This window comes from Lacticaseibacillus porcinae (assembly GCF_003946305.1).
Classification (GTDB): Bacteria; Bacillota; Bacilli; order Lactobacillales; family Lactobacillaceae; genus Lacticaseibacillus; species Lacticaseibacillus porcinae.
On sequence record NZ_RHNS01000003.1, the window covers coordinates 232,310 to 244,972 of the forward strand.

Annotated in this window: 18 protein-coding genes; 6 read left to right on the top strand and 12 right to left on the bottom strand. The window is 46.2% G+C overall.

The annotated features are described in order from the left end of the window. Nucleotides 1-41 precede the first annotated feature (41 nt). Together EKM92_RS04800 and EKM92_RS04805 are read right to left on the bottom strand one after the other, a co-directional pair. A complete protein-coding gene (locus EKM92_RS04800; RefSeq protein WP_125708426.1) occupies nt 42-596 on the bottom strand; it encodes an ECF transporter S component in 555 nt (184 codons plus the stop codon). A 13-nt stretch (nt 597-609) separates the two neighbouring features. Next, nucleotides 610-1,443 carry a pyridoxamine kinase gene (locus tag EKM92_RS04805; protein WP_125708427.1) on the bottom strand — a complete coding sequence of 278 codons (834 nt, stop codon included), beginning with the start codon at nt 1,441-1,443 and terminating at the stop codon, nt 610-612. A gap of 82 nt (nt 1,444-1,525) precedes the next feature. Here EKM92_RS04805 and EKM92_RS04810 point away from each other — a divergent pair, with 82 nt between their 5' ends. Both EKM92_RS04810 and EKM92_RS04815 read left to right on the top strand, forming a co-directional pair. Next, nucleotides 1,526-2,326: a MerR family transcriptional regulator gene (locus tag EKM92_RS04810; RefSeq protein ID WP_125708429.1), complete on the top strand. Its 801-nt coding sequence runs from the start codon at nt 1,526-1,528 to the stop codon at nt 2,324-2,326. A gap of 42 nt (nt 2,327-2,368) precedes the next feature. After that, nucleotides 2,369-3,052, top strand: coding sequence for a DUF554 domain-containing protein (locus EKM92_RS04815; RefSeq protein WP_125708431.1), 684 nt, complete (start codon nt 2,369-2,371; stop codon nt 3,050-3,052). Here EKM92_RS04815 and EKM92_RS04820 read toward each other — a convergent pair. The 9 genes from EKM92_RS04820 to EKM92_RS04845 form a co-directional block, all read right to left on the bottom strand. Beyond that, nucleotides 3,005-3,757, bottom strand: a complete 753-nt coding sequence (locus tag EKM92_RS04820; RefSeq protein ID WP_225420719.1) for a glycosyltransferase family 2 protein — start codon at nt 3,755-3,757, stop codon at nt 3,005-3,007. The two genes, EKM92_RS04815 and EKM92_RS04820, sit on opposite strands and share 48 nt — an antisense overlap. Before the next feature lie 33 nt (nt 3,758-3,790). Further along, on the bottom strand, nt 3,791-3,946 hold the full coding sequence (locus EKM92_RS13570; RefSeq protein ID WP_164509900.1) for a hypothetical protein: 156 nt from the start codon (nt 3,944-3,946) through the stop codon (nt 3,791-3,793). Nucleotides 3,947-4,033: 87 nt separating this feature from the next. Then, a complete protein-coding gene (gene arsC / locus EKM92_RS04825; RefSeq protein ID WP_125708433.1) occupies nt 4,034-4,420 on the bottom strand; it encodes an arsenate reductase (thioredoxin) in 387 nt (128 codons plus the stop codon). A 57-nt stretch (nt 4,421-4,477) separates the two neighbouring features. Continuing rightward, nucleotides 4,478-4,621 carry a hypothetical protein gene (locus EKM92_RS13575; protein WP_164509901.1) on the bottom strand — a complete coding sequence of 48 codons (144 nt, stop codon included), beginning with the start codon at nt 4,619-4,621 and terminating at the stop codon, nt 4,478-4,480. Between the two features lie 18 nt (nt 4,622-4,639). Next, nucleotides 4,640-5,236 carry a helix-turn-helix domain-containing protein gene (locus EKM92_RS04830; protein WP_125708435.1) on the bottom strand — a complete coding sequence of 199 codons (597 nt, stop codon included), beginning with the start codon at nt 5,234-5,236 and terminating at the stop codon, nt 4,640-4,642. Between the two features lie 85 nt (nt 5,237-5,321). Further along, nucleotides 5,322-5,930, bottom strand: coding sequence for a helix-turn-helix domain-containing protein (locus tag EKM92_RS04835; RefSeq protein WP_125708437.1), 609 nt, complete (start codon nt 5,928-5,930; stop codon nt 5,322-5,324). 138 nt (nt 5,931-6,068) lie between these two features. Further along, complete coding sequence (locus tag EKM92_RS04840; RefSeq protein WP_164509902.1) at nt 6,069-6,644, bottom strand: helix-turn-helix transcriptional regulator; 576 nt, start codon at nt 6,642-6,644, stop codon at nt 6,069-6,071. Between the two features lie 168 nt (nt 6,645-6,812). Then, complete coding sequence (locus tag EKM92_RS13810; RefSeq protein ID WP_263853884.1) at nt 6,813-6,935, bottom strand: hypothetical protein; 123 nt, start codon at nt 6,933-6,935, stop codon at nt 6,813-6,815. Nucleotides 6,936-7,000: 65 nt separating this feature from the next. Further along, the gene (locus EKM92_RS04845; RefSeq protein WP_338035098.1) at nt 7,001-7,312 is read right to left on the bottom strand and encodes a DUF2200 family protein; all 312 of its coding nucleotides are present in this window, start codon (nt 7,310-7,312) and stop codon (nt 7,001-7,003) included. 257 nt (nt 7,313-7,569) lie between these two features. Between EKM92_RS04845 and EKM92_RS04850 the strand changes: the two genes are divergently transcribed. The 4 genes from EKM92_RS04850 to EKM92_RS04865 all read left to right on the top strand — a co-directional run bounded on the left by EKM92_RS04850 (nt 7,570) and on the right by EKM92_RS04865 (nt 11,751). Beyond that, nucleotides 7,570-7,908 carry a DUF1048 domain-containing protein gene (locus tag EKM92_RS04850; RefSeq protein ID WP_125708441.1) on the top strand — a complete coding sequence of 113 codons (339 nt, stop codon included), beginning with the start codon at nt 7,570-7,572 and terminating at the stop codon, nt 7,906-7,908. After that, on the top strand, nt 7,905-8,822 hold the full coding sequence (locus tag EKM92_RS04855) for an ABC transporter ATP-binding protein (RefSeq protein ID WP_125708443.1): 918 nt from the start codon (nt 7,905-7,907) through the stop codon (nt 8,820-8,822). The genes EKM92_RS04850 and EKM92_RS04855 overlap by 4 nt, the downstream gene beginning before the upstream one ends. Further along, nucleotides 8,809-9,591, top strand: a complete 783-nt coding sequence (locus EKM92_RS04860; protein ID WP_125708445.1) for an ABC transporter permease — start codon at nt 8,809-8,811, stop codon at nt 9,589-9,591. The genes EKM92_RS04855 and EKM92_RS04860 overlap by 14 nt, the downstream gene beginning before the upstream one ends. A gap of 372 nt (nt 9,592-9,963) precedes the next feature. Next, nucleotides 9,964-11,751, top strand: a complete 1,788-nt coding sequence (locus EKM92_RS04865; protein WP_125708447.1) for a flavocytochrome c — start codon at nt 9,964-9,966, stop codon at nt 11,749-11,751. A gap of 92 nt (nt 11,752-11,843) precedes the next feature. Here the strand turns inward: EKM92_RS04865 and EKM92_RS04870 are convergent, their stop codons facing one another. Continuing rightward, nucleotides 11,844-12,662, bottom strand: a complete 819-nt coding sequence (locus tag EKM92_RS04870) for an aminoglycoside 6-adenylyltransferase (RefSeq protein WP_125708449.1) — start codon at nt 12,660-12,662, stop codon at nt 11,844-11,846. Between the last annotated feature and the right edge of the window lies 1 nt (nt 12,663).

Consider the following 12,663-nt stretch of genomic DNA (forward strand, 5'->3'; position numbering starts at 1 on the left):
AAAAAAATCAGTCGGACGGATGTGCCGACTGAATTGCTATTTTATCGATTGATTCGCTTGAAGGCTGGAAATAACGCCAGATATAAAATCGGCACCACAATCGCCGTCGACACCGCGTTAATGCCAGCAGAAGTCAAACTCATAAAGCTGGCGACGATAGCAACGTGGAAACTGGTCCCTACCATCATCGCTTCAACGATCGACACCAAATAGCTGGTGATGATCTTGGTGATCCCTGCAGTGACGCTGATGGTGATCAAGGCTTTGGTATCGAGCTTGTGGGTTGAGCCTTTGAACGCTTTGAATAAACTCGATACCACAATGGCCATCACCAAACACTCCAACACCGTCAACCAGCTAGTCGCTGCATAGCCGTTCAACACATCAAAGCCGCCTAAGCCGATGGCAGAAGCGACAAAGCCGTAAGCGCCACCTAAAAACAAAATCGCTAACACCATTAAGGTATTCCCAAAATGAATAAATGGCCGACCAACAATGGCAAGCAACGGGATCCGTAACATCCAGATCCCAATATAAATAATTGCAGCAAACAAGCCTGTGAAGATCAGCTTGCGTAAGTTAGTGGTTCGTTTCATTAACAAGTTCCTCCTAAAGCAATTTTGAAATCATTTCTAACAACCACGGAATTTCCGTGGTATAAGCGACCCCGAATTTTGGATCAGCCTTCATAGCCAATGTGGAAATAATCGCGCGGGATTCAAAGTGCACGGCAATTTCACTGGCTTGGCCGAGGGTTAGGCCGCGCAACAACGCACCACACAACACAGCAGCGAAAATATCGCCAGTGCCAAAGTAATGCCCTGACAACCGTTGCGTTTGCCACCACTTTAAATCGTCGCCATCTACGACGATCACGCCAACGCGATCATTCACCAACGTCACCCCAGTTAACACCACTTGCACCCCAAAGCGTTGCGCCAACCGGGTCCCTAAACTGCGCGCCGCCTTCATAGTCAGCGGCTCAGCGTTAAGTTCATCCCCTAACAACAACTGCGCTTCCGTAGGATTTGGCGTGATCACCGTCGCGTGCGTGATCAGTGCTCGCATGGCTTGCACATACGCGTCGTCAAAGCCGCGATATAGTTTGCCGTGATCCCCCATCACCGGATCGATCACCACTAATGGCACGTCATTGAATTGAGGCAACCATGTTTGCCACACTTTCAAGGCATTCTTCCCTAAATACCCTAACAAAATCGCTTGGGGATCAAGTTCAAGGCTTTCCCAATGCGTTAAGATCTCAGCCATTTGCGCTGAAAGATCAAAATAAGTGTTGTTGGCAAAGCCGGTATGGGCGGATAATAAAGCCGTTGGCAACGGCAGCGGGTCATGACCAAGCGCCGCGATCAATGGCAACGCCACGCCCATCGACACTTGGCCGACTCCAGAAAGATCTTGGCTGATGATCACTTTTGCTTGCATTTGGTCCTCCTTGTCAGCACACCGTCTTATTTTAACCGAATTCTCATCTCAATACTAGCATTTTCAGAAAAAGGAGACCACTATGGCGACAGAATTTTCTATCGGGCAAATGGCCAAGCTGTTTGCCACTAGCGTAAAAACGTTGCGCTATTACGCGGACACCGGTATCCTGCCGCCTGCCCGGATTGATGTGCACAGTGGCTATCGGTATTACACCATTGCGCAATTCGAACGGTTGAACACCATTTTCTACTTAAAAAAATTGGGGTTGTCGCTTTCAGAAATCAAAACGCACTTAGCGGCGCCTGATCGTGAAAGTCTCATTAAACAGCTTAAACACCAACAAATGACCATCGCCGAACAAATTGCCGCTTTGCAACGTGTGCAACAACACTTACAAACGCGCATCAAGGCGTTATCGACATTAAGTGAGTTTGACCGACCCTATTTAGAAACCTTACCTGCCAGACCGTGTTTGCGTTTAAGCGTGCCGATTCGTTCCAATCAAGACTTAGAGCTGGCGTTGCGGCAATTTGATCCGCAAGCCTTAGCCGATGCAACCTTATTTTCTGGTGGCGTCGGCGTGATCCGCGCGCAAAGTGCGATCAATGCATCCGATTTTGAATCGATTTCCGCGATTTTTGTCTTGGCTGATCGCTCAGGCAATGCAAATTTACCTGGCGGAAAATTTGCGACGTTGAATTTCAACGGGGGTCATGACCATGCTGCACCAGCTTATCAACAACTCTTGAAATTTATCGCTGATCACCATTTAAAAGTCTGCGGTGATGCGATCGAACGTACCTTGATCGACCAAGATGTATCCGCAGATCCCAAAGATTATTGCACCCAGATCCAGCTACCAGTGTTGACTCTCCCTTAGGTGGAGTGTTTATGATAAATAAAACAGTTTCTCGGAGGGCACATGTTAGGCACACTTTTTAATACAGCTATGATCATTTTAGGTTCGACCTTAGGCGCCTTAGGCAAACGCGGTATCAAGCCGTCAACGCATCAGATGTTAATGGAAGCTTTAGGATTATGCGTGATCGCGATTGGCTTAAACACCACTTTAAGTCATATGCCAGATTCGAAATATCCGGTTTTATTTATTGCCAGTCTTGCGATCGGCGCTTTGATCGGCAGTAAACTCGATCTTGACGGCCGCTTCAACCGCCTGCTAGCCAAGCACGAAGGCCAACAAGGCTTGGCGCAAGGCTTAGCCACTGGGATCTTACTGTATTGCATTGGCACTTTATCGATCGTCGGTCCCATCACTGCCGCGTTAAAAGGTGATATCACCATGTTGTTGACGAACGGGATGCTTGATGCGGTGACGTCGACGATTTTAGCCACAAGTTTTGGCTTTGGGATGATTATTGCCGCACCAGTATTATTTTGTTGGCAAGGCGGCATTTATTTGATTGCCAAATTATTAGCAGGCGCCATTTCCAATGCGATGATCACTGAATTGTCGATTGTCGGCGGGGTGTTGATCTTAGCCTCTGGCATCAGTATTTTAGGGTTGAAGCCGATCAAAACGCTGAATCTTTTGCCAGCATTAGTCGTACCGATCGTGGTTGTGGCCGTGATCCAAGTGTTTCGCTAAATCGTGAATTCGATTGAACACTTGGGCTTCTTGACGACGATCTGCAGTATGGATGGTGCTGTTCGGCCGCGCGACTTTGACATAGCGGACATTAGGTTCAAACGCGTAAGTCCCAGGATTTTGCGCCACAAAATTAGCAGTAAACCAATAGTCTTCGGCAATGTGTAAGCTTTCATCAAAACGTAAGTCGCCGATGGCCGCGCGACGAAAAGCTTTGTTCCACACATAACCACCAACTGCACTGCCATGTTGCGTGACTTGACCAAACATTTGCTGCTGATCAAACAACACCCACCCAGGTAAATGATGTTGATTGACACCCCACCAGCGATAACCGACTGCTGTAGCCATGATATTTGGTTGTGAAAAACCTGCTTGCAACATTTGCACAAAATCTGGTGCCAGCCGATCATCACCATCAACAAATCCGATCAGATCACCAGTTGCATGTTTCAAGCCAGTGTTGCGAGCAGCGGAAATGCCGCTGTGGGCAATTTCTATCGCATGCCAATTCGCGATCCCACGCACAAATTGTTGCGCATGTGCGAAGGTTTCATCAGTTGAACCATCAGAAATCAACCATAATTCAAAATTCTCAGTTTGATTGGCTAAGGTATCAAGCATCGGTTGCAGATATTCCCCTAAATTATACATTGGTACAATAACAGAAAAGCGCACCATGATCGCCTCCTTTAAGGTCATCATGGGCGCTTCTTTGCTGGGCGTCAAATTCTAGCATTAGAAAATTGCTAATAAGGCGATCACTGCGATCACAACCACGGCAACAAAGCTGCCTGAACGCTTAGCATCAGCGTTTGTCCAATAGTCATCGGCGACGCGATCCATACCGCGGTCTTCTTCAAAGTGGCGGACGTCTCGTGAATTCATCATCATAATCCCCAACCCCTTTAATCTTTTTCTAATTTTGTTATACCGCATTTTGACCAAAGAAAAAAGCCCTATTGCTAGGACTTTCCAAAATTAGTTTAATGACAAGACTTTGGTTTTGATTTCATCGCGCACTGCACGAAACACATCAAGGTCATGTGTCGGTGCCGGATCTGGCAGCGGCCAATGCAACTTTGTCACTGTTGGCGGTGTGATGGGGCAACGATCTCGCGCATCACCGCAAAGCGTCACCACCAAATCACATTGATTCAGGTAAGTGGTATCGATCAACTTCGACGTATGATGAGAAATATCGATCCCCACTTCTGCCATCACTTGCACGGCTTGAGGATTGAGGCCATGAGTTTCGACCCCGGCACTTTGAATCTCCCAATCACTTGGGAGCAGTTGCTTGGCAAAGCCTTCTGCCATTTGACTGCGACAAGAATTGCCGGTACATAAGAAATAAATTTTTTTCACGGGTACCACGCCTTTCGTATCGTTAGTATGCAGGCTTTACCCTGACTTGTCAACTCGTTACCAAGGTGCCATATTACCACCGCTTTGTTGGTAGATAATCTCATATGGGGTGCCGGCAGCAAGCTTTTTAAATTGATCAGCAGTCAATGCTTTGAAATCGAGATTTTGATGCGTCGTCAACTGCATCGGATCTTGAAGCAAGACGTCATGAGTTTGCGCTCAGGCAATTAACGCTGGCACTGCTGTTGGCGTCGGAATCAACAAGTTCATGTGTTCGATAGTGACCAGCGTGCGATAACGTGTTTCCATGATCGGGACTGTGCCAATCGAAGGAAAAATCACACTGCTTAATAAGGCAAGGCTCATCCGCTTGGGCACTGCTTGATAAAAGACATGGCCATGCTCGTCTTTTAACGTCAACTGGTCATCAAATTCTGCATCGCCTACCGCCATTGAAAAACCGGCAATGACGCGATTCAACCATTTTGGCGTGGTGCGTTGAGGATATTGCACACCGTCAATGACTGCTGTCATGTACGCAGGACGCACTTTAATATTGCGAGCGATATCTGCCATTGCCGGCATGCCTAATAACTCGTTCATGGTTTGATCACGCGTGGTTTTGACCCCAAGCAATTCACGGGCATCGAGTTTTAACAAGCGACACAAGCTGGCGATGGCTTCAAGATCAGGTTTGCGTTGATCGTTTTCCCATTGCGAAACCGTTTGCCTGGTCACAAATAATTTGTCTGCGACTTCTTGTTGCGTGAACCCCATTTTTTGTCGTCCAGCGACTAATTGTGCCCCAATTTTCATCTGCACTCGCCTCCATTCGTATTATCGCATAAAGGCAAGGGCTTTTGACGGTTTTGCCTGAGGTCACAAACTGTGACGTATCGATTTATGATTTGAAAAAGTGTCGCATTAGCAATTTAACGGTGACTAAGGTAACCGTCATGCCAACGATCGCACCAGCAAACTCAACGGTCCAGCCGAAAAGCAAAAAGACTAAGCCTAACGCCAGTAACAACATTAACCCGGTCAACCACTGACTGCGAGTTTTTGCTTGCGCACTCAACGGACCTTTCAAGCGGCGATAATTGCGAGTGGCATACAACAATACCACCAAATTGATCACCATCACTAACGCCGCCGCTAACCGCGTACCAAACCCCATAGTCATGCCATTGACGTGTTGTTGGGTCATGATCACTAACCCCAACAACACCAGATTCACCGCGTAAGCACCCCAATACATCACTTTCGCGCCGCGGCGTTCTTGTTCTTTCACTTGTGCATCTGTCATCATTCCTGCATCTCCTTTAAGTAATTGATCTAAAGAAAGGGCAAAGAATTCTGATAACGCGAGCACGCTAGCGAGATCTGGATAGCTGCGACCAACTTCCCAACTGGAAATCGTTTGCCGCGTCACATGCAATTGTGCTGCGACTTGTTGTTGCGTCAACTGACGTGCTTTCCTTGCTGCCGTTAACTGTTCTCCGATCGTCATCTTTGCACCTCCACCATTACCTTAAGGACTATGCTTCAATTCTACCAGCAACCAAGCCTTGCAAGCACGCAACTAGCCTAAGCACTTGATGATTTTGCGAAAAAAACACGCCAACTCACAGAGTCGACGTTTGACATACTAATGCCATAACAGATAAGGCAGACTAACCAGCAAGGCAATCACACCACTGACAACGGCAAATAACAATACAATGATGGCTTTGGACCAAAGATCACGTCGCTTGTGACGTTGTTGACGTAATTCTTCGACGTCTTTGCCTTGCATATATGCCAAAATTTCTTGATACGTGTGCACATCAGCCTTTTTCTTAAAAGCTTCCAAGCGGAGTGCGAAAATCATGGCTATTCCCCAAAATATTGCGGATGGTAGCAATGTCCAGTATTTCAGTAAATATAACGATGGTCCAATTGAAATTAAACTGGCAAGCATGAGTCCCAGCATTAGCTTTGCGTCACGATCAAGATTGTAAAGCTTGAGTTCATGTTTCATTTGCACGACATCTCCTTTGACTAATTCGTCGAGGGAGAGTTGAAATAATTGACTCAGCAACAACAAATTCTCGATATCCGGGTAGTGTCGGTCATTTTCCCAATTGGAAATAGTTTGACGAGTCACGAATAATTTCCCAGCCAAAGCATCTTGTGTCAGCCCTAGGCGTTGGCGGTGAATTTGAATTTGTTTGCCGATTTGCATCTCAACTCCTCCCATCACTATTTTGTCTTAGGATACCGATAGCTTACCATCAAAAGGCTTCAAATCCACGCTAAAAGCTTTTGACCTTGAACATTTCCTGGGAAATATTCTTGCAAAAATCTTGCTAAGGCGACCTGTTTCCACTTGTGCTTTGACGAAGCGCATCGTTCACGATGATTTTTCGATCATCCAAATAAAAAACCAAGTGATCACCCAACGACTGCCAAAAATCATCGGCTTTTTGCTTCTGTCGCCTTTGACTTTAACCAAATAACCTGACCACACTAACATGATCAGCGCCACCAAATAAAAAATTATTCGAATCACGGCCATGTTGTTGATTCTTTCCGACTATCTCACCGTTTGATTTTCTCGATTGCTTTACCTTTGGCTAACTCGTCAACCACCTTATCCATTTCACGGATCTGCCTCATCAAAGGATCTTCGAGTTGCTCCACGCGAACACCACAAATGACACCTGTAATCAACGTTGCTTGTGGTGACATTTTAGCTTCGGCAAAAAAATCTTGTAGCGGTAACTGGCTTTCATGCAAGCTGCTAATCTCATAGCCTGTCAACCAACTTAGAATTTCATCGAGTTCTGCTTGCGTACGACCTTTTTCGTTACTTTCTGCAGGTAGAGCTGGTAAATCTTGTTGAATTGATATTGAAAGACCCGTTCTGACATGATTTCACCTTCCATTTAAAAGCCTTTTCATCGTTGACCTTATCATACCTAAGGAGCATAAGGGTAGCAAACAACTGGTGACAAAATTATTTTTTTAAAACAGTTGACAGCCTTACTACCCGCTGTTATTATGTAGCAGTACTTAGCCGTGATAAGTAGATGAACGGTCACTGGTTAACTTAATCTGATTTTAGCTTCACTACCTAGCAATACAATTTATTTAAAAGGAGTTTCCCAATGCCTGATTTTATTTCAAACTTGATCCAAGACAAAAAACGCTACAAACAATTTCTCAAGGACGTCAACGCCTTACCTGCGCCATACGCTCAAACGTTAATGGCGATCCAAAAATATTTATGGAACTTCGCCCGTTCTGGCAGTATCATCGAACCCCTTGAAGAAATCCTACACCTATTTCAAGAAAGTGCTGCGGAAAACGTCCCAGTGCAACAAATCATCGGCTCAGACCCTGTTGCTTTTGCCGAGGATATCATGGTCCAGTATCCAGAAGCTTTATGGCTGATCAAATACCAAAATCAACTGCGACAACAAGTCAAGGAGGCAGAACAACTGTGAAAGCAATTGAAGTCAACGGCGTCACCAAGCAATTCGGTGCTTTAAAAGTCCTTAAAGACATCAACTTAACCGTTGAAAAAGGTGAGATCTTCACCTTACTTGGTGAAAATGGCGCCGGGAAAAGTACCTTAATCAATATTTTAGCCACGTTATCTGCCCAAGATTGCGGTACAGTGAAGATCTTAGGCCTAGATCCCATCAAACAAGGCAATCAGGTGCGGCCACTGATCGCATTAAATGCGCAAGACACGACTTTTGATGCTGAGTTTTCTGGCCTCGACAATTTAAAATTGATCGCTAAATTACGGGGCATTCAAAATATTCCCGCAGCCATCGATCGTGTGTCACGGCAACTCGACTTGACCGAATTTCTAGCTCGCAAAGTTAAAACCTATTCTGGCGGGATGCGGCGGCGCTTAGATTTGGCAATGTCTTTGCTCGGCGATGCGCAAGTCATTTTCTTAGATGAACCGACCACTGGCGTCGATCCTAAAAATCGCTTAGCATTGTGGCAAATGATCGAAGCGATTCGCGACGCTGGCAAAACGGTATTTCTCACCACGCAATATTTAGATGAAGCAGACGCCTTGTCCGATCATATCGGCTTCATTCGTGATGGGGTGATCGTGAAATATGGTACCCCTGCTGAAATCAAGCAACGCGTCACCGCTACCTACACCATCACCGTCGACGAGCAACAAGTTCAACTGGCGCAACAACTGTTAAATGAGGCACACATCGCCTTCACCAATACAAACGCGCGCTTCAACTTGCATGCAGACGTTGCTGCTAAGGCCATGAGTTTGATGTTGGACCATCACATCAATGTCTTACACTACGACCGCGACGAAGCCGACTTAGAATCCGTCTTTTTAGCAATCAATGATCAGGAGAATAATCATGCAAACGATTAAACAATTGAATGCCTTAACTGCGCGGATCGTGCGGCAGAATCTCACGAATGCGGATACCATTATTACAGTAATCGCCATGCCAATGTTTATGTTACTGTTTTTTGTTTATGTGTTAGGTGGCAATATCGCCACGGCTGGTGGTGCTGGTAGCGCCACTACCTACTTACGCTATGCACTCCCAGGATTTTTATTGTTGACGATGGCGATGGGATCCGCTTATACGTCTTTGCGTATCAACAATGATCGCACCTCAGGCTTTCTCAACCGCCTGCATTCTTTGCCGATCCCACGATGGGTGATTTTAGGATCGCATGTGCTCGCGTCGTTGATCTTTATGTTGTTAGCAGAGCTTGCAGTGTTTGTCGTCGGCTTGATCATGGGTTATCGCGTGCATGCGACGATCGGCTCGGTACTATTATTTGTTGGGTTGTCGATGTTGTTTGGCCTGGCGATCACGTTGCTGGCGATTCCCTTCTCATTGAAGGCAGACAATTATGCCTCAGCTGGCGGCTTCTCTTATGTGTTGTTGATGTTGTTATTTGTCAGTTCGGCTTTGATGCCAACTAAAGGCATGGCCAAAGCAGTACAGATCTTTGCAGATCATCAACCGATGACGCCGATTGTTAACACTGCACGGAAGTTGTTAGATCACTCCGTTTCGCTGAGTCACAACACATCGATAATTGCAGGCATTTGGTTAGTGGCGGGGATCCTCATCTTTGCGGTATTGTCTTATCGCGTGTACGCTAAAATGTATTTAACGAAATAATCATCAAACGCCGCCTTCAATGCGAAGCCGGCGTTTTTGCGTGACGCAATTCTTTTTTCAATGACACAATGGCGATCAACGACCGAAAAATTTGAGAATTGTCATTTATAATTGTGCACCACCAATTCAAGTTGATGTTTTCTAGCTTAAAACCCCAATCAAATCACCAATCATAACTTACAATTAAACTCATACTCACCTCATTTTCAGCCATTGATTTCACGCTTTATTTTTTTAAGGTTCGTTCAACGTTGCCCACATCCCATTTGCTTGAGTATATTGCTCATTGAATTTTTAGGACTGAATTCACTTTGCATGTGTATCTTTTCACAGTATTCTTCGTTACGATTATAGATATACGGAGGAATGATTATGAAAAAAATAATTCAACGCATTATCTTTGGCGCAGTGCTACTACTCGGGTTAGTCGCAGTTGCCAATGTTACTACCCAAACTGTACAAGCCAGCACAAAAGTGAAAGACGGCACATACGTCGGCACTAGCAAAGGTGAAGGTGGCAAACTTAAAGTTGCCGTCACGATCAAAGACAAGAAGATCACCGACATTAAAACTGTTGAAAGTCATGAAACCAAAGGCTTAGGCAGTGAAGCTTCGGAACAGCTGCGCGCAGCGATCGTTGCGCATAACTCGGTGAACGTCGATGCCGTCTCTGGCGCATCTAAATCAAGTGAGGGTTACCTTGATGCCGTCAAAAGCGCGGTGAAGCAATCTGGCGCGCCACTCTCCATGTTTATGAGCAAAAAGAAAATTGCCTTGAGCAAAGGTCTCAAGAAATCCCATTATACTTATGATGTCGTTGTCATCGGTGGCGGCGGCGCTGGGCTTTCTGCAGCTGTGACTGCTGCAGAAAATGGTGCCAAAGTCGCTGTGTTAGAAAAACAACCTAATGTCGGCGGTAACACCGCGGTTTCTGGTGGCGAATTCAACGTTCCAGGTTCAGATATTCAAAAACGCAAAGGCATCAAAGATAGCAAAGCACAATTTGTTTCCGATACCCTTAAAGGCGGCGACAACATTGCCGACCCTGCGTTGGTCAACACGTTAGCGGACAATGCTTTAGGCGCCTACAAATGGTTGAAGTCTGATGTTGGTGTTCGCTTCCACAAAAATGAACTGTTACAATTTGGTGGCGTCAGTGTCCCTCGCGCCGTTGTGCCTGTGGGTGGCACTGGCAATGAAATCGTCCAGAAATTATTGACTAAGGCTAAGAAACTCGGCGTTAAAGTGTACACCAGCACCAAAGCGACAGCCTTGATCAAACCTGCAGATCGCGTAACTGGCGTGACTGCAACGAACACTGGTAAAACCGTCACCTTCGACGCGAAGAAAGGTGTCGTTGATGCTGCTGGTGGTTTTGCCGCTAACGTCAACATGCGGATGCAATACAATAAGAAATACGATGCAACTTACAAAACCACTGCAGTTGCTGGTTCCCAAGGTGACGGGATCGTGATCGCCCAAAATATCGGCGCACAACTCGTTGACATGAAACAAATTCAAACTTACCCAACGTCGAATCCTGAAACTGGGATCATCAGCTATGTTGCCGACTCACGCTTTTCTGGTGCGATCCTCGTCAACCAAGCCGGGAAGCGTTTTGTCAACGAATCTGGTCGCCGCGATGACATCAGCAATGCTATCATGGCCCAACCTGGTCATTATGCTTACTTAGTTTGGGGACAAGAAGTTGAAAAACTTGGCAAAACCACTAAGACCTACAAGAAAGAATTCAAGACCCTTAAGTCCGATAAATTGTTGTTTGAGAAAAACTCGATCAAAGGCCTCGCAAAGTCTTTTGATATCGACAGCAAGACTTTAGTCAATACGGTTGATACCTTCAACGGCTATGTCAAAGCCAAAAAAGATCCGGACTTTGCCAAGTCAGCAGCCTTCACCCCAATTAAAAAAGGTCAGTTCTACATTGAAAAAGTCGCCCCTTCCACTCACCACACCATGGGCGGCATTAAGATCAATACCCAAGCAGAAGCCATTAACACCAACGGTCAAGTGATTCCAGGCCTTTACGCAGCTGGTGAAGTCACTGGCGGGATCCACGGCACCAACCGCTTAGGCGGCAACGCCATTTGCGATATCATCGTCTTTGGCCGCATCGCTGGGAAGAACGTTTCACAAAACTAATACCAAATGAAAAGTGACCATCGCGATACTCTTGATTGAAGAGTTGCGATGGTCACTTTTTCTAGTTGTCTAAACTGTTCACTGCACGCAAGCTACCACTCACGCAATTGTCGTAACCCTGGTTCAAACCACGCCGGCAATTGAAACTTCAGATGCTTTGCAATATCACGACTCGCAGTTTCGCATAAATCGATCAACGTCTGCAAACATGCACGTGCTTGTCGCAAATCACCTTGCGCATAACTCGATACCAATTGCTGACGTTCAGCTTCAGATAACGTATTCGCAAGAAACTTCCAATGCGATCCTGCATTGAAGTGTTCATGAATCAACGCCAATTGCCAACTCAACAATTGCAACACACCAGGTCGGACATTTTCATTCAACTGTTCATTGGCATGCACTAAGTTTCCGCGATGCAAAGCTTTAGCGACGTTGCCAGCACACCACAGTACTTCATTCACTGCGTCGAAAAATTCAGCAGCGGTCGGTAATTGTACGGTGTGACTCAGTGAATGAGTTGCTTGTGGCGTCAGCACTTGCCCTTCACGCCAAACAATTTGGTTCAACGTGTCAGCGGCAAGATAGTTTTCAAGGTCAGCAATCGGGGCAAACTTCCAATCGATGCGCCGCGTTCCCGCATAACGCACCAAGTACGTGTCCCAAATCTCAGAACTCTCACCAAACAAATCGCGATTCAACAAATGTTGCCAAATCACTGGCTCGCCGAATGCACATACCCACTTCGTCCAAGCATCATCGCCTAAGGACTCGCGCACAAACACCGTGACATCAAGATCTGACCAGGCATCTTCAGACACTGCCGGATCGTTACGCGAGCCTTCAGTGCCGATGGCGACAACGCGAGGATCCGCAGCGGCTAATTGAAAGATTTGCGCGACTTCACTCATC